General features: G+C 73.5%; 18 protein-coding genes. 7 read left to right on the plus strand and 11 right to left on the minus strand.

Annotation, left to right across the window (positions count from 1 at the left end; genetic code table 11):
- Window positions 1-159: 159 nt before the first annotated feature.
- Window positions 160-1,506, minus strand: a complete 1,347-nt coding sequence (locus ABTW87_RS15435; RefSeq protein ID WP_350651458.1) for a M16 family metallopeptidase — start codon at window positions 1,504-1,506, stop codon at window positions 160-162.
- Entirely contained in the window at window positions 1,503-2,795 is a 1,293-nt protein-coding gene (locus tag ABTW87_RS15440) for a M16 family metallopeptidase (RefSeq protein WP_350651459.1), read from the minus strand. The genes ABTW87_RS15435 and ABTW87_RS15440 overlap by 4 nt, the downstream gene beginning before the upstream one ends.
- 105 nt (window positions 2,796-2,900) lie before the next feature.
- Here ABTW87_RS15440 and ABTW87_RS15445 point away from each other — a divergent pair, with 105 nt between their 5' ends.
- Window positions 2,901-3,647: a phosphodiesterase gene (locus tag ABTW87_RS15445; RefSeq protein ID WP_350651460.1), complete on the plus strand. Its 747-nt coding sequence runs from the start codon at window positions 2,901-2,903 to the stop codon at window positions 3,645-3,647.
- On the opposite strand, the gene ABTW87_RS15450 is transcribed toward ABTW87_RS15445, so the two are convergent.
- Together ABTW87_RS15450 and ABTW87_RS15455 are read right to left on the minus strand one after the other, a co-directional pair.
- Complete coding sequence (locus tag ABTW87_RS15450) at window positions 3,622-3,837, minus strand: hypothetical protein (RefSeq protein ID WP_350651461.1); 216 nt, start codon at window positions 3,835-3,837, stop codon at window positions 3,622-3,624. The genes ABTW87_RS15445 and ABTW87_RS15450 overlap by 26 nt on opposite strands.
- Before the next feature lie 105 nt (window positions 3,838-3,942).
- Entirely contained in the window at window positions 3,943-5,097 is a 1,155-nt protein-coding gene (locus tag ABTW87_RS15455) for an alkaline phosphatase PhoX (protein ID WP_350651462.1), read from the minus strand.
- Window positions 5,098-5,404: 307 nt separating this feature from the next.
- On the opposite strand from ABTW87_RS15455, the gene ABTW87_RS15460 reads away from it, so the two are divergent.
- The 3 genes from ABTW87_RS15460 (at window position 5,405) to ABTW87_RS15470 (ending at window position 7,068) form a co-directional block, all read left to right on the plus strand.
- Window positions 5,405-6,502 (plus strand): 3-deoxy-7-phosphoheptulonate synthase, encoded by a 1,098-nt coding sequence (locus tag ABTW87_RS15460; RefSeq protein WP_350651463.1) that lies wholly within the window; start codon window positions 5,405-5,407, stop codon window positions 6,500-6,502.
- Window positions 6,503-6,540: 38 nt separating this feature from the next.
- Window positions 6,541-6,786 (plus strand): hypothetical protein, encoded by a 246-nt coding sequence (locus tag ABTW87_RS15465; protein ID WP_350651464.1) that lies wholly within the window; start codon window positions 6,541-6,543, stop codon window positions 6,784-6,786.
- A gap of 72 nt (window positions 6,787-6,858) precedes the next feature.
- Window positions 6,859-7,068 (plus strand): hypothetical protein, encoded by a 210-nt coding sequence (locus ABTW87_RS15470; RefSeq protein WP_350651465.1) that lies wholly within the window; start codon window positions 6,859-6,861, stop codon window positions 7,066-7,068.
- 54 nt (window positions 7,069-7,122) lie between these two features.
- On the opposite strand, the gene ABTW87_RS15475 is transcribed toward ABTW87_RS15470, so the two are convergent.
- The 3 genes from ABTW87_RS15475 to ABTW87_RS15485 all read right to left on the minus strand — a co-directional run bounded on the left by ABTW87_RS15475 (window position 7,123) and on the right by ABTW87_RS15485 (window position 8,403).
- Complete coding sequence (locus tag ABTW87_RS15475; protein ID WP_350651466.1) at window positions 7,123-7,653, minus strand: DUF1360 domain-containing protein; 531 nt, start codon at window positions 7,651-7,653, stop codon at window positions 7,123-7,125.
- Between the two features lie 106 nt (window positions 7,654-7,759).
- The gene (locus tag ABTW87_RS15480; protein ID WP_350651467.1) at window positions 7,760-8,080 is read right to left on the minus strand and encodes a hypothetical protein; all 321 of its coding nucleotides are present in this window, start codon (window positions 8,078-8,080) and stop codon (window positions 7,760-7,762) included.
- Window positions 8,080-8,403, minus strand: a complete 324-nt coding sequence (locus ABTW87_RS15485) for a DUF6158 family protein (protein WP_350651468.1) — start codon at window positions 8,401-8,403, stop codon at window positions 8,080-8,082. The genes ABTW87_RS15480 and ABTW87_RS15485 overlap by 1 nt, the downstream gene beginning before the upstream one ends.
- 121 nt (window positions 8,404-8,524) lie before the next feature.
- On the opposite strand from ABTW87_RS15485, the gene ABTW87_RS15490 reads away from it, so the two are divergent.
- Window positions 8,525-8,950 (plus strand): hypothetical protein, encoded by a 426-nt coding sequence (locus ABTW87_RS15490; RefSeq protein WP_350651469.1) that lies wholly within the window; start codon window positions 8,525-8,527, stop codon window positions 8,948-8,950.
- 26 nt (window positions 8,951-8,976) lie between these two features.
- Entirely contained in the window at window positions 8,977-9,315 is a 339-nt protein-coding gene (locus tag ABTW87_RS15495) for a DUF3817 domain-containing protein (protein ID WP_350651470.1), read from the plus strand.
- Window positions 9,316-9,328: 13 nt separating this feature from the next.
- Here the strand turns inward: ABTW87_RS15495 and ABTW87_RS15500 are convergent, their stop codons facing one another.
- Window positions 9,329-9,856, minus strand: coding sequence for a DUF6232 family protein (locus tag ABTW87_RS15500; RefSeq protein WP_350651471.1), 528 nt, complete (start codon window positions 9,854-9,856; stop codon window positions 9,329-9,331).
- A 491-nt stretch (window positions 9,857-10,347) separates the two neighbouring features.
- On the opposite strand from ABTW87_RS15500, the gene ABTW87_RS15505 reads away from it, so the two are divergent.
- A complete protein-coding gene (locus tag ABTW87_RS15505; RefSeq protein WP_350651472.1) occupies window positions 10,348-11,319 on the plus strand; it encodes a C40 family peptidase in 972 nt (323 codons plus the stop codon).
- Between the two features lie 81 nt (window positions 11,320-11,400).
- Here ABTW87_RS15505 and ABTW87_RS15510 read toward each other — a convergent pair whose 3' ends face one another.
- The 3 genes from ABTW87_RS15510 to ABTW87_RS15520 form a co-directional block, all read right to left on the minus strand.
- Entirely contained in the window at window positions 11,401-12,390 is a 990-nt protein-coding gene (locus ABTW87_RS15510; RefSeq protein ID WP_207228472.1) for a sigma-70 family RNA polymerase sigma factor, read from the minus strand.
- A gap of 412 nt (window positions 12,391-12,802) precedes the next feature.
- Entirely contained in the window at window positions 12,803-13,747 is a 945-nt protein-coding gene (gene murQ, locus ABTW87_RS15515; protein WP_350651473.1) for an N-acetylmuramic acid 6-phosphate etherase, read from the minus strand.
- A complete protein-coding gene (locus tag ABTW87_RS15520; protein ID WP_350651474.1) occupies window positions 13,744-14,658 on the minus strand; it encodes a MurR/RpiR family transcriptional regulator in 915 nt (304 codons plus the stop codon). Before ABTW87_RS15520 ends, murQ begins: the two co-directional genes overlap by 4 nt.
- Between the last annotated feature and the right edge of the window lie 105 nt (window positions 14,659-14,763).

The following is a 14,763-nucleotide window of genomic DNA, read 5'->3' on the forward strand; positions in this document are numbered from 1 at the left end:
TACCCAGCCGGGCCGGTCGACCGGCACCGCTTTCCCACCGCCCGGGCACACGTCACACCGCGCCCCGCCGCGCCCCCGCTGGACGATCATGGACTTGTGGTGGCGCCGAAAGGGGCGAAGAGTGGCATCACGCCCACCACAACTCCATGATCGACAGGATCAGAGGGTGGACGTGGTGATCTCGCCCAGGTTGGTCGCCGCCAGGTCGTCGCGGATCACGGCGGCGTCGCCCTCGATCACCAAGGTCAGCGACTCGGGGTGCAGGTGCCGAGCGGCGGCGGCCGAGACCTGGTCGACGTCGGCGGCCAGCAGCTCCTCGCGCAGGCGGGCGTGGTAGTCGTCCGGCAGGTCGTGGACGACAAGTGTGGCCAGCGCCGCCGCGATCGCCCGCGGCGTCTGCAGCTCGACCGAGAGCTGGCCGGCCCGCCAGGACCGCGCGACGGCCAGCTCCTCCTCGGTCACCCCGGTCTCCCGGGTACGGGTGATCTCGCCGACCGCCTCGACCAGAGCCGGCGCGGTCACCGCCGTCTGCACGCCGGAGTTGACCGCGAACCGCCCGAACCGGCGGGACGCGGCGAAGTCACCCCGGATGCCGTACGTGTAGCCGCGCACCTCACGGATCAGGTGGTTGAGCCGGGAGGTGAAGGCACCGCCGAGCACGGTGCCCGCGAGCGTCATCGGTACGTGATCCGGATGCGCGCGGTGCGGCGACGGATGCCCGAGCCGCAACGTCGACTGCACCGAGCCCGGCCGGTCGACCAGGATGATCCGGCGGCCCTCGCGCGGCGTCACCACGATCGGGTCACCCCGGTCCACCGGGCCGCCGCCGGCACCGGCGAAGGCGGCCGCACCGAGCGCGGTGAGGTCGAGCCGGTCCAGGTCGCCGGCGACGACAAGCGTGCCGGGCCGGAGGAACCATTCCGAGTGGAAGACCCGCACGTCCTCGACGTCGAGCGCGGCCACCGAGTCCGGGTCGCCGTAGAGCGGGCGGCCCCACCGGTTCCCCTCCCCGAACAGGTCGGCGCGCAGCGCGGCGTCCGCGCGCGGGCCCGGGTTCGCCCAGTCCATCCGCAGCGCCGTCGCCTCGTCGTCGCGGACCCGCCGGACGTCGTCCGGGTCCAGCCGGGGCGTCCGGACCGCCTCGGCCAGCAGCTCGACGGCGGCGGCCAGCCGGTCCACCGGGACCTGCACGCTCACCTGGAACGAGTCCCAGTCCAGCCCGGTCACCAGCTCGGTGCCGAGCGCCTCGATGGCCAGCGCGTACGCGGTCGCGTCGCGGTGCGCCGTCCCCTCCTCCAGGGCCTTGGCGAGCACCGCGCCGAGCCCTTCCCGGCCGCGCGGCTCCCGGCCGGCGCCGGCGTCGAGCAGCAGCAGCGCCACCGCGAGGGACTGCCCCGGCAGGTGCGCGGCGACGACCTGCCCACCCGCCACGGACCGCCGGACCACCTGCGGGAACCGGTACGGGCGGGCGGCACCCGGGCCGGGACGGGTGGCGATCAGGGTCATGAGGTCTCCTCGGGCACGTAGGTCAGGGTCACCCGGTCGGTGGCGGCGAGCACGTCGGCCGCCACCTCCGCGATCTGGTCCGCGGTCACCGCCAGCCACGCCGGCAGCCGCTCGGCCGCCTTCCGCGGGTCGCCGAACTGGGTGGCGTACCGGCCGAGGGTGTCGGCGCGGCCGTCCACGGTGGACATCTGTCGCCACCACGCGGTGCTGAGCAGCGCCTTCGCGCGGTCCAGCTCGGTGGCCGTGACCGGCACCGTCGCCAGCTCGTCGACCACCTCGGCCAGCCCGGCGGCCAGCCGCTCGGCGGTCACGCCGGGGCGGGCGGTGGCGGTGGCGATCAGCGGCGCCGGGGCGTGTGCCAGGTCCACGCCGTACGCCCCGACCAGGTCCGGCTGCGCGATCCGCTCGCCGTCGGCGAGGCGCTGGTAGAGCCGGCTGCCCCGGCCGCTGCCGAGCACGGTGGCGAGCACGGTGGTCACGTCGTACCCGGGGGTGCCGAAGGCGTGGGTGCGGTGCGCGACGTACACGCGGGGCGCCGGGACGTCGGTGACGACCGTCTCCACGGCCGCCACCCCGGTGGCCGGCACGTGCCGGCCGTCCGGCGCGGGCGGGATCTCCGGGCGGGGCGGGAGCGCGCCGAAGTACTTCGCGGCCAGGTCGAACACCTCGGCGGCCGAGGCGTCGCCGACGACGGTGAGCACCGCGTTGTTCGGGGCGTAGTAGGTGGTGTGGAACGCCTGGAACGTGGCGAGGTCGGCGGCGTTCAGGTCGGCCATCGAACCGATGGTCGCGTGGTGGTACGGGTGCCCGGGCGGGTAGAGCAGCGGCAGCAGGCGCAGCCACGCGTCGCCGTACGGCACGTTCTCGTAGCGCTGTCGCCGCTCGTTCTTCACCACGTCCCGCTGGTTGTCCAGCGTCTCCTGGGTGAGTGCCGGGACCAGCCCGCCCATCCGGTCGGCCTCCAGCCACAGGGCCAGTTCCAGGTGCTCGGCGGGGACCGTCTCGAAGTAGTTGGTGCGATCCGGGTTGGTGGTCGCGTTCAGCGACCCGCCGCACCCCTGCACCAGCTTCATGTGCTCGGTCTTCGCCACGTTGACCGAGCCCTCGAACATCAGGTGCTCGAAGAGGTGCGCGAAGCCGGTCTGGCCCTCCGGCTCGTGTCGGGAGCCGACGTCGTACCAGATGTTCACCGCCACGGCCGGGGCGGTGCGGTCCTCGCTCACCACCACGCGCAGGCCGTTGTCCAGTCGGGTCGTCTCGATCGGCCAGGGGTAACCGCTGTCGGGCATGGCACGACGCTATCCGATCTCGGGACGGGACACGGTCACGCTCCGCCGCTGCGCGCGCCGGGGCGGCGCAGGCTTCGACTGGCGGTCGACGGGTACCGGAGGGGCATGCCGCGTGCCGTCACCGCCCTCGACCGGATCGCCGCCGCCGTGGAGGGGACCACCGCCGCACTGACCCGGCTGCGCCGGGCCCGGCTGCTGCACCCGCTGGGCCGCTCGTTCGCGGGTGAGGTGACGGTGTGGGGCCGGCCGGGGCCACCGACGGGGGTGCCCCTGATCGACCGGCCGGGCCGGTACCGGGCGACGGTGCGGCTCTCCAAGGGGGTGCCGACGCCGGGCGGCTGGCCGGACGTGCTGGGGCTCGCGGTACGCGTCCACCTCGACGCCGGCCACCCGTTCGACCTGCTGGTCAGCTCGGCCGGCTCGCCACCGGTGCTGCGCCACCTGCCGCTGCCCCGACGGCGGTTCGCCGGGACGTACTCGACGATCATGTCCTACCGGGCGGGTCGGCGGCGGCTGTTCCTCGCCGCGCTCGCCGATCCGGAGTCGGTGGACCTCGGCAGCAGCCTCGCCGACGTCGCCGCCGCGGCGCGGGCGGACGCACCCCGGCTGGTGCTGGCGGTGGCGTCCGCCGCCGGGCCGTGGCGGCCGTTCGGCCAGGTGAGCGTCGGTCCGCAGCTCAGCGCCCGGGAGGACGCGCGGCTCGCCTTCGACCCGATCGGCAACCTGCCGCCGGGCCTGCGGGCGGCCGGGCCGCTGGCCTGGCTCCGCGAGCACACCTACCGGGCCTCGCAGCGCACGCGCGGTGCGACTCCGGAGCGGGCGAGCGTCAGTCCGGCGGCTCGCTCGCGGTGACCGTCTGATCCGAGGTGCGACGCTCCAGGACGGTGTCCGGCGCGGCGTTGCGGTCGGCCTCGCGGATGTCCGACTCGGTGAGGATGGCGTCGGCCTGCGCCTCCGGGTCGTCGCTGCCCACGGCGGCCTCCTCCGGCAGCAGGTGCGCGCGGGACTCGATCCGCTCCTGGTCGCTTCGCTCGTCACTCATGCCGGCTCTCATACCCCGCCCCCACCGCGCGCACGCGTGAAAGGAAGGGACCCTTGTTAACGCCTGGCGAGGTGCAAGGGCCCCTTCTTAACGCCGCACCCCGCGTCAGGAACGGAACGGCCCCCGCACCTCGTACGTGATGCCGCCGGACGACGAGCCGGACGTGCCCCGCTGCGACGAGAAGTAGAACCGGGTGCCGTCGGGCGAGAACGCCGGCCCGCAGATCTCCGACGAGGACTGGCCGGTGATCCTCAGGAACGGGGCGACGATCTCGTCCGGCGTGATGATGTTGATCTCCATGTTGCCACCGTCCTCGGCCACGAAGAGGTCGCCCGAGCGGGAGCCGGTGATGTTGTCCACCCCGGTCAACGGCGGCGTCCCGGAAACCAGCGAGTCGTCGTACGCGAGGCTGATGCGCTGGTTGACCGCGTCGTACGCCCAGACCCGGTTGTCACCCTTGGTGGTGAACCAGCACGTGCCGTCGGCGTACCAGCAGCCCTCGCCGCCGTTGAACTTCTTGGCGCCGGAGACCTGGTTGCGGGTGTACGTCGGCGAGCCGTCCGGGTCCGGCACCCGGGCCCAGGTCACCGGTCCGCTGGTCGCGGTGCCGGCCACCAGCACCTCCAGGGTGCCTGCGGAGAGGTCACCCCAGGTCGTCGGGCGGAACCGGTAGAAGCAGCCGCTGCTTTCGTCCTCGGTCAGGTAGATCACCTTGCGGACCGGGTCGCAGGCCGCCGCCTCGTGGTTGAACCGGCCCATCGCCGCCCGCCGCACCGCGGCCCGGCCGCCCTCCGGGTACGTCTCGTAGACGAAGCCCCTGCTGACCTCCTCGCAGGAGAGCCACGTCCCCCACGGCGTCGCACCGCCGGCGCAGTTGCGGTTGGTGTTGGACAGGATCCGGTACGCGGAGGCGATGCTGCCGTCGCTGTTGAAGCGCACCGCGGACGCGCCGCCGGTGCTGGAGATCTCGGAGTTCGAGACGTAGATCCAGCCGGTGCCGGCGGCGAAGCAGGCGCCGCCGTCCGGCGCGTCGTGCCAGGTGTACAGCGTGCCGGTGACGGCCTGCCGGGAGCGGGCGATGATCCGGCTGGTGAAGCCGGCGGGGAGCTGGATGCCGCGGGCGTCGGCCGCGCCGAGCGGCCCGTAGGGGCTGGCGCCGGGCTGGGCCGGGGCGGCCGTCGCGGCACCGGCCCACAGGCTGCCGGCGAAGGCGGCGGCGCCACCGGCGACGCCGGCACGCAGCAGGGTACGACGGTCCATCGGGAAACCTCCGGGAGCGGGAGCGGTCGGTGGCGCTGAAATTACCGACCGACACATCGACGGGGGTGAACGCGAGACGATGCTTTCCGGTCGAGGGGGTTAGCGGTGGCCGTCGGATCGGGTACGCTGGCCGACGTGACGCGGTCGTATCGATGGTTTAGGCAGCCGGCTCGCCAGCCGGTGACCTCATCGTGATCTGACGTCACCGCACACGAGCCGGCCGGGCAGGAGCTTTCCGTTCCTGCCCTTTTGCGTACGAGCAGCCGGCTCGTCCCGGGCGCCGGCCCTGGGCACGGTCGGCGGAAGGATGCCCACCGTGACGACCCCGGAGACGGACCGGGTCAGCGATCAGCGGATCGACCGCGTGGTGCCGCTGACCACCCCCGCGCTGCTGCACCACGAGCTGCCCTTGGACGACGTGCTCGCCTCGGCCGTACTCACCGGCCGGCGCGCGGTCGGCCGGGTGCTGGACCGCGCCGACGACCGCCTGCTGGTGGTGGTCGGCCCGTGCTCGGTGCACGACCCGGCCGCCGCCCTCGACTACGCCCACCGCCTCCGCGAGGCCGCCGAGCGCCTCGCCGACGACCTGCTCGTGGTGATGCGGGTCTACTTCGAGAAGCCGCGCTCGACGGTGGGTTGGAAGGGGCTCATCAACGACCCCGGGCTGGACGGTTCCGGCGACGTGAACACGGGCCTGCGGAAGGCCCGGGCGCTGCTGCTGGACGTGCTGCGGCTGGGGCTCCCGGTGGGCTGCGAGTTCCTGGATCCGATCACCCCGCAGTACATCGCCGACACGGTGGGTTGGGGCGCGATCGGCGCGCGGACGGTGGAGAGCCAGGTGCACCGCCAGCTCGCCTCCGGCCTGTCGATGCCGATCGGCATGAAGAACCGCCCCGACGGCAGCATCGACACGGCGGTGGACGCGATCCGGGCGGCGGGCGTGCCGCACGTGTTCCCCGGCATCGACGTCTCGGGCACCCCGGCGATCATGCACACCCGGGGCAACGCGGACGGTCACCTGGTGCTGCGGGGCGGTGGCGGCCGGCCGAACTACGACGCGGAGTCGGTCGCCGGCGCCCTGGGGCTGCTGCGTGCCGCCGGGCTGCCCGAGCGCCTGGTGGTGGACGCGAGCCACGCCAACAGCGGCAAGGACCACCGCAACCAGCCGCTGGTCGCCGCCGACGTGGCCGCCCAGCTCGCCGCCGGGCAGCGTGGCATCGTCGGCGTGATGCTGGAGAGTTTTCTGCTGCCGGGCCGGCAGGACCTGGACCCGACCCGCGAGCTGACGTACGGGCAGTCGATCACCGACGCCTGCATCGGTTGGGACACGACGGAGGAGGTGCTGGCCGACCTGGCCGCCGCCGTCCGCACCCGCCGCCGCACCCCGGCCACCACCTCCGCCTGACCCGCACCCGGGTGTTTGTGGGGTCGGGCGGCGGGTAGGTGGGCGGGGTGACCGACAACCCACCTGTGACCGAGGCACCCGGAACCGAGTCGGAGCTGCGGCGCCTCGACGACCTGCTCGAGGATCTGTACCGCGGCCAGGAGCGGATCAGCCAGGGCGACATCTACCGGCGGGCCGTGGCCGCGGAGCTGCCGGCGGAGTTGCTCACCCGGATCGACGCGCTGCCCGAGGGCGAGTACTCCGTCGACGAGGCGGCCGACCTGCTCGGTGGTTCGGTCACCTGAGGCCCTGCCCGCTCACCGTCGCGGGACGGCACGGGCCCCCGACCCCCACAGCTCGACGCGAAGGAGAGCGGCATGTCCCACCACGAGGAGCAGAAGGACGAGCCCGGCGGACACCTCGCGGCGCTCGGGCAGCCCCCCGGCGGCCGGGACACGCTGCCCGAGCCGGACTTCGCCAACGAGCACGACCGCACCGCGGTCGACCGGGACATCATCACCGGTGACGAGGACGAAGAGGAGCACGAGGAGGAGTCCCCGCGGGGCTGGTCCGGCGAGGAGAGCTGAAGCCGAGGCACCGACGGGAGAGGGCCGGCGCGGCGCGCCGGCCCTCTCCCGTGCTCAGTCCTCGTGGTCGCCCTCGGCCGCCTGCTGGGACACCGCGTACGCCATCTGCAGGAAGTCCGACGCCGCCACGGCGGTGAGTGCGGTGGCGACGAGACGGGTCAGGCGCGGCGCCAGCACCAGCCCGCCGGTGAGCCCGGTGGCCACCCAGACCGCGAGGCAGAACGGGCAGCTGAGCAGTTCCCCGATCGCGTGGCGGGTGGAGCTGCCCGAGTCCCGTACCTCCTCCATCACCTCGCCGCTGCCGATCGGCCGCTCGTAGCGGGTGAACGGCGCCCGCAGCGGGCTCGTCACCGCGTCCTTGGACAGCAGCCGGCTGAGCTTGTGCGTCGCGATGGACAGCAGCACGACGTCGGCGGGCGCGGGGCGGTCCGGCACCGGCCGGCCGGTCGCCTTCACCAGTCCGGCGATCGTCGCGGTCACCCCGGCGTAGGTGCCCATCGCGGCGAGGTAGCCGCCCAGCGGCCGGTGCTCGTGCGGCGCGTAGGCCCGGCGCAGTCGCGCCACCTTCTCCTTCAGCTCGGTCACCCGGTCTCCCTCGGTCCTGGCCGCCGGGCCGCCGACGACCCGGAGGTGCGCCGGCCCAGCCGGCCTGCGGGTACGCCGGCCCGTCCGGCGTACGGGTCTCGCCGGCTCAGCCGGCCTGGAGGTTGTCGGCCACCTCCCGGGCGAGGCTCTCCAGGGCCTCGTCCGCGAGGCGGTCGGCGTCGTCGCCGCCGGTCAGGTCGAGCCGGATCCGGGCGCCGCCGGCGTCGGCCGGGTCGACCCGGATCTCGGCGGACCAGTCCCCCGCGGCCCGCCACCGCGCCGCCAGCTCCTCCGCGCTTACCTGCTCGGCCGGCGAGCCGTCGGCGCGCAGCGGCTCCGGCAGCCACGCCGAGGCCCGGTCCGGGTCGGTGGCCGTGTTGAACACCACCTCCGGCGGCGCGGACATCCCCCGCTCCGCGGATGCCATCACGCGTCCCGCAACCGGCTCGGGTCGACCTCGCGCCCCGGGTGCCGGGCCAGGTACTCGGTCTCCAGCTCGGCGGTGCGCCGCAGGTGGTTGGCGAGCGCCGAGTCGGTGGCGTGCCGCAGGGTGTCCAGGCGCGTGCGGTGCAGGCTGTGCATCTCGCGCATCAGGTCGTCGTCGGCGAGCTCGGCGGGGTCGATGCCGAGCAGCTCACCGTCGGCGTCGGCGCCGCCGGAGGCCATGTCGTGCACATGGTCCCCGTCCCACTCGGGCATCCGCTGCTCCGGGCTCGGGAACTCGTCCTGCCGTACGGATCCGGTCATCATCGCCCCCCTGGTCTGTTTTGGGCTGGCGTCTAGACGGATGCCCACACCGGGTGGCACCAAACCATCCCGCCACTACGACGCCGTGTCGGAGAGGACCGCCCGCCCCGGTACCCTCGATGCCATGAAGCGGCTCTGGACCCCGGCGTGGATCGTGCGCCACGTGGCCATGGTCGTGCTGGTGGTGGGTTTCCTGTGGCTGGGCTGGTGGCAGCTCAGCCGGGCCACCGGCGGCAACGCGATCAGCTGGGGCTACGCCGTCGAGTGGCCGGTGTTCGCGGGCTTCGTGGTCTTCGTGTGGTGGCGGGAGGTCCGCCACGAGCTGCGCGGCCGCGCCGGCTCCGGCGACGCGGCGGGCGCCGCCGAGCCGCGGCCGGCCGAGGAGTCCCCGGCCGCCGCGACGCGCCCGGCGGTACGCCGGCCCGTGCGGGTGGCCCGCGGCGCGGTGCCGGTGCCCGACGGTGCGGACCCGGACCTGGCCGCCTACAACCGCTACCTGCGGTGGTTGAACGACAACCCGGGCGCCCGGCCCGGCGACTACCCCGGCTGAGGGCCGGGTCGGAAGGACGGACGACGGTGGGCGCAGCCCTGACCCGGTACCGCGTGATCGCCTGGATCGTCGGCGTGGTGCTGATCCTGCTCGTGGTGATCGGCATGCCGCTCAAGTACGGCTTCGACAACCCGGTGGTGGTGGAGACGGTGGGTCAGGCCCACGGTTTCCTCTACATGGTCTACCTGGTCGCCACCTTCGACCTCGCCCGCCGGGCGGGCTGGTCGCTCAAGCGCATGATCCTGGTGATGCTGGCCGGAACCGTGCCGTTCGTGTCCTTCTTCGCCGAGCGTCGGGTGAGCACCTGGGTGACCCGGCACCCCGAGGCGGCCCCGGAGCCGGTCACCGGCTCGCCCGCCCGCTGACCGCGGCGGCGCCTCAGCGGTTCGGCCGCCACGGGTCGACGGTGGCGAGCGGGTCCTTCCAGCCGCCGTACCGCTGCATCTCCAGGGCCCGGCGCAGCGCGCGGGTGACCTGTCCGAACTGGCGCTCGTCGTCGCTGGCGAACAGCAGCTCGTCGGTGCCCCGGCGCCGGCCCCACAGCTCGTACGCCGGGGGCCGCCAGCGGTCGCCCGCCAGGGCCAGCAGCACCGGCAGCAGGAACACCACGCCGAGCGTCAGGTACGCCCCGGCGGTGAGCCGCTGCAGGCCGCCGGTGAAGCCGAGCAGCAGCCCGACGCCGGCCACGGTGCCGCCGGTCAGGAGGACGGCGCGGACGGCGACCCGGTCGTGGGGGCCGCGTGTGGTGTGCAGGTGGGTGAGTTCGGCGACCGGCCAGCTGCTGCTGCCCACGGTGAACCGGTCGACGGTCACGACGATCCCGGGCTGTGCGTAGAGCACCGCGGCGCGCGGCGCGGACGTGGGGTGCGGTGACGACTTCGGTCGTGTGGTGGCCTGTGGGTCCACGGCGATACCTCCCGCGGCTCGGTGCCGGGTCGGTCGGCAGCCCGCCGTACCAGGTGTTGCCGGTCGGCGGGACTCCCGGCTCCGCGCCCCATTGTGTTGCCCCCGCGCCACTGGCCGTACGCAATTGCCGTCCTGCAAGGGTGCAGCAGACATCGATGCCGTCGGATTGACGCCGGCAAGTCCGTCTTATCCGGCATACCAGCCCAGCCGCTGACGGCATCCGGTCAGAACGACGAATGCCGCCAACCCGGCAGAGGCCGCAGAAGGGGGCAGGGAATCGCATGAATCACGGCTGAACCGATACGACACTCATGTTCACTTGCTGCCGTTTCGCAACAATCGCCCCTGCTTCCACTGCGGGCGACTTCCGTCCCGGGTTACGTTGTCCCGGTCGGCCCCGTCGACCGCCGTCCACCAGGGACGGCACGGGTCCGGCGCCGTCCGGGGACCCCGGCACCCCCCGACGGCCGGTGGAGAGGAGCCCCACGCTCTTGTCGTCCATCCGGAAGACGCTGCGCGCCCTCGCGGTCGCGGCGGTGTCGGTCGCACTTGTCGCACCGGCCGTGCCCGCCCGGGCCGAACCGTCCCCCGCCGAACTGAACCGGCGGATCGAGAATTCCTCCGCCCAGCTGGAACGCGTCGTGGAGGCGTACAACGCGCTCGCCGAGCAGATCAAGGCCAACAAGGCGAGCGCGGCCCGGCTGCAGGCCCGGCTCGGCCCCCTGCAGCAGCAGGCCGACCAGAGCCGGGCCGAGGTCGACGAACTGGCGGTCACCGCGTACAAGACCGGCGACGTCAGCACCGCGGCGGCGCTGCTACGGCCGGGCGACGCCACGTCGCTGCTCGACCGGCTCGCCACCGTCGACCACCTGACCCGGGAGCGGCAGCAACGCATCGACGCGTTCAACCGCGACCAGCGCCGCCTCATCGAGGAGAAGACCCGGCTGGATCTCGTCCTCGAACGGGAAGCCGCGCAGGCCCGGCAGCTGTCCAGGACCCGCGAGCGCATCGAGCGCGACCTGGCCGGGCTGTACGAGCTGCGCCGGCGGGCGTACGGGCGGGCGACCGAACGACCGGCGACCCGCCCGGGAAGCGCCGAGCAGGCGCCGGCCGTGGCCGGCTCGGCGGGCGTCGCGGTGCGGTACGCGTACGGCGCCCTGGGCAAGCCCTACAGGTGGGGCGCCGACGGCCCCGACGGCTACGACTGCTCCGGCCTGACCTCGGCCGCCTGGCGGGCGGCCGGGAAGTCGCTGCCGCACAACACGCGGATGCAGTGGGGCGCCGTGGCGCACATCGGCCGCGGTGACCTACGACCCGGCGACCTGGTCTTCTACAGCGGCCTCGGGCACGTGGGCCTCTACGTCGGCGGAGGTCAGATCATCGACGCGCCCAGCGCCGGGCGCAACGTGCTCAAGCGGGACATGAACATCATGCCGATCGTCGGCTACGGCCGGGTCCGCTGACCCGGCGCCCGGTCCCCGGCGACGACGAACGGCCGGCGTCCCCCTATCGGACGCCGGCCGTTCGTCGTCATTCCTACCAGCTCAGGCCGCCTGCAGGCCTTCGGCTCGGGCCAGCTCGCGCAGCCGGCCGAGGGCCTGGATCTCGAGCTGCCGGATCCGCTCCCGGGAGAGCGAGAACCGCGAGGCCACCTCGGTGAGCGAGTGCTCCCGGCCGTCCTCGAGGCCGTACCGGGCCCGCATGATGCCGGCCGACCGGTCGTCGAGGTGGTTGAGCAGGCCCTCGATGCGCTGCCGCTCCAGGCCGGTGAGGACGATGTCCTCCGGCGACGGAGCGTCGCTGTCGGCGACCAGGTCGCCGAGGTTGGTGTCGCCGTCGTCGCCGACCGGCGTGTCCAGTGACACGGTGTCCTGCGACCAGCGGACCAGCTCGTTGACCCGCTCGACGGTGACGCCGAGCGCCGCCGCGATCTGCTCCGGCTCCGGATCGCTGCCCAGCTCGCGGGTCAGCTGCCGGGCCACGTTGCGCATCCGGTTGACGTCCTCCACCAGGTGCACCGGCAGGCGCACGGTGCGCTCCTGCTGGGCGATCGCCCGGCTGATGGCCTGGCGGATCCACCAGGTGGCGTAGGTGGAGAACTTGAATCCGCGCTCGTAGTCGAACTTCTCGACGGCCCGGACCAGACCGGTGTTGCCCTCCTGGATCAGGTCCAGCATTGGCATCCCGGAGCGGACGTACCGCCGGGCGATCGACACGACCAGCCGCAGGTTGGCCCGGATGAACAGGTCCTTGGCCCGCTCACCCTCGGCGACCAGCCGCTCGAGCTCCTCCCGCTGCACACCGGCCGGGACGCGGTCCTCGTCGAGCAGGTGCTCGGCGTAGAGCCCGGCCTCGATGGCCTTGGAGAGGTCGACCTCCGTGGCGGCGTCCAGCAACGGCGTCCGGGAGATCTCGTGAAGGTAGACGCCGACCAGGTCGCGCTCCTCGGCGACCTCGTCGGTCCGCATGCCGATGTTCTTGTCCACGTTGCCCACGGTCCCCTCGCTAGCGCCGGCTGCCCGGTTCCTTGCCATCCCCACGTCCGTCAGCTCCCTCCCCGTAACTTCCGCTGTGCCCCACGGTGCTGACACCTACACAACAGATGAGACGCGTCGGGGATTCCATGTCGTGAGTCGAAAGTGTCACGAATGCCTGATAATCAGCTGAGAGCGCGGTCCACGTTTGCTGTCAGCACCCATGTGGCGGCTCTCCGGCGGGCACCACGTACGGGCTGGTGGATCGACGGTCACCGTCCCCGGACTCCATGGCAGCACTGCCTGGACCGGGACGCAGCGACCGGGGTCACCACCGAGCTGCGATCCTGGTCACTGCCAGATACGCGTCGGCGGACCGGTCGGTTCATCCACGCCCGTGTAATACCCCACGCTCAGGTGAACAATCCGCAGGCCGGTTCTATGCCCCGCCCCTGGGCGGGGGTCGCCGGCGTCAGGAGGCGAGCAGCGCCAGGGCGTCGCGGACGTGGTCCTCGGAGCGGGCGAGCGCGGCCCGTGCGGCGGTGACGCCGGCACCGGACACCAGCGAGACGAGGGCGGTCTTCAGGTCGCCGTCGGCCTCGTGCAGCGCCCGCCGGCAGATCTCCTCGCCGCAACCGGTGGCCTCCATCAGGATCGAGATCATCCGGCCCCGGAGTTTGGCGTTCGTGGCCACCATGTCGATCATGAGGTTCGAGTAGACCCGCCCCAACCGCACCATCACGGCCGTGGAGAACGTGTTCAGCACCAGCTTCTGCGCGGTGCCCGCCTTCATCCGGGTCGACCCGGTGACCACCTCGGGTCCGGTGTCCACCCCGATGAACACGTCGACCGACCCGGCGGCCTCGGCCTGCGGGTTCGCGCAGAGCAGCACGGTCGCGGCGCCCTTGGCCCGGGACGCGGCGAGCGCACCGAGGACGTACGGGGTGCGTCCGCTGGCGGCGAGGCCGACCACGACGTCACCGGCCGCGACACATTCGGCGGCCTCGGCCGCGCCGCCCCGGTCGTCGTCCTCCACGTTCTCGACCGCCCGCAACATGGCGTCCTGACCGCCGGCCAGGTGGGCGCAGAACCAGTCCCGCGGGGAGTTGAAGGTGGGCGCGAGTTCGGCGACGTCGAGCACGCCGAGGCGGCCGGACGTGCCCGCGCCGAAGTAGTGGACCCGGCGCCCGGCGCGCAGCGCGGCCACGGCCAGGTCGACGGTGGCGGCGATCTCGTCGAGGACGGCGGCGACCGCGCCGGGCACCCGCCGGTCGGCCTCGTTGATCACCGTCAGGACGTCCCGGGTCGACATGAGGTCCAGGTCGACGCTGCGGGGGTTGCGTAGCTCGGTGGGCGCGCCGACCCGGATGGCCGGAGCCGCCTCGGGGGCGGCCTCCTCCGGCTCCACCGCGGTCATGCCCGCCTCCGGGCGGAGCCGACCCGATGCGACTGGACCGCCGCGGCCGTCACCTCCAGCGCCTTGCGGGCCCGGGCGCGGTTGCGCGCCGCCACCCCGACGAACAGGCAGTCGACGACGGTGAGCTGCGCGAGCCGGCTGGCCATCGCGCCGGAGCGGTAGGTGGTCTCGCGGGCGGCGGTGGTCAGCACGAAGTCGGCGACCTCGGTGATCGGCGAGCGCGGGAAGTTGGTGAGCGCGACGGTGGCCGCGCCGCGGGCCCGGGCCTGCTCCAGCACCTCGATCACGTCGGAGGTGGTGCCGGTGTGCGAGATGCCCACGGCGACGTCGCCGCGCCCCAGCAGCGCGGCCGAGGTGAGGGCGGTGTGCACGTCCGGGAAGTAGAAGGCCGTCCGGCCGATGCGGTGCAGCTTCTGCTGGAAGTCGGAGGCCACGAAGCCGCTGGCACCGGCACCGTAGACGTCGATGCGGCCGGCGGCGGCGATCGCGTCGACGACCTGCTCGCAGACCGCCGGGTCGAGCTGCTCCGCCGTCTCCTCGACCGCGCGGGCGTCGTTGAAGGCGATGGTGGCGATGATCTGCGCGAGGTCGGCCCCGGGCGGGATGTCGCCGCCGACGACCCGGGCGTCCGGCGGCTCGACCCGGCGGGCGGCCTCGGCGGCGAGCCGGATGCGCAGCTGGGGGTAGCCGTCCATGCCGACCGAGCGGCAGAACCGGATGACTGTCGCCTCGGAGGTCTCGGCGGCGGTGGCGAGGTCGGTGATCGTCCGCCGTGCCGCGTCGGCCGGGTCGGCCACGACCAGCCGGGCGACCCGCTGCTCGGCGGGGGACAGCGACGGCAGCAGCCCGCTGATGTGGACGATCAGTCCACCGGGCTCGTGACTCGCAGAAATCTTCGGACTCTTCGCCACGGATGAAACTTACTTTCATAGGGCCGGAGCGTCAACCATCACCGCTCGTGTCGGGAAAAGTACGCCCGACGGTCGGACGCCGCCTCCCGCCAAGCGTGCCACCCG

It is taken from the genome of Micromonospora sp. NPDC126480, assembly GCF_040302465.1.
Classification (GTDB): Bacteria; Actinomycetota; Actinomycetes; order Mycobacteriales; family Micromonosporaceae; genus Micromonospora.

Bases quoted from the DNA above. Each gene is read 5' to 3' on its own strand.
- ABTW87_RS15435 (WP_350651458.1), bottom strand. From the start codon at position 1,506: ATGACCCTGATCGCCACCCGTCCCGGCCCGGGTGCCGCCCGCCCGTAC.
- ABTW87_RS15440 (WP_350651459.1), bottom strand. From the start codon at position 2,795: ATGCCCGACAGCGGTTACCCCTGGCCGATCGAGACGACCCGACTGGAC.
- ABTW87_RS15445 (WP_350651460.1), top strand. From the start codon at position 2,901: ATGCCGCGTGCCGTCACCGCCCTCGACCGGATCGCCGCCGCCGTGGAG.
- ABTW87_RS15450 (WP_350651461.1), bottom strand. From the start codon at position 3,837: ATGAGTGACGAGCGAAGCGACCAGGAGCGGATCGAGTCCCGCGCGCAC.
- ABTW87_RS15455 (WP_350651462.1), bottom strand. From the start codon at position 5,097: ATGGACCGTCGTACCCTGCTGCGTGCCGGCGTCGCCGGTGGCGCCGCC.
- ABTW87_RS15460 (WP_350651463.1), top strand. From the start codon at position 5,405: ATGCCCACCGTGACGACCCCGGAGACGGACCGGGTCAGCGATCAGCGG.
- ABTW87_RS15470 (WP_350651465.1), top strand. From the start codon at position 6,859: ATGTCCCACCACGAGGAGCAGAAGGACGAGCCCGGCGGACACCTCGCG.
- ABTW87_RS15480 (WP_350651467.1), bottom strand. From the start codon at position 8,080: ATGGCATCCGCGGAGCGGGGGATGTCCGCGCCGCCGGAGGTGGTGTTC.
- ABTW87_RS15485 (WP_350651468.1), bottom strand. From the start codon at position 8,403: ATGATGACCGGATCCGTACGGCAGGACGAGTTCCCGAGCCCGGAGCAG.
- ABTW87_RS15490 (WP_350651469.1), top strand. From the start codon at position 8,525: ATGAAGCGGCTCTGGACCCCGGCGTGGATCGTGCGCCACGTGGCCATG.
- ABTW87_RS15510 (WP_207228472.1), bottom strand. From the start codon at position 12,390: ATGGCAAGGAACCGGGCAGCCGGCGCTAGCGAGGGGACCGTGGGCAAC.
- murQ (WP_350651473.1), bottom strand. From the start codon at position 13,747: ATGACCGCGGTGGAGCCGGAGGAGGCCGCCCCCGAGGCGGCTCCGGCC.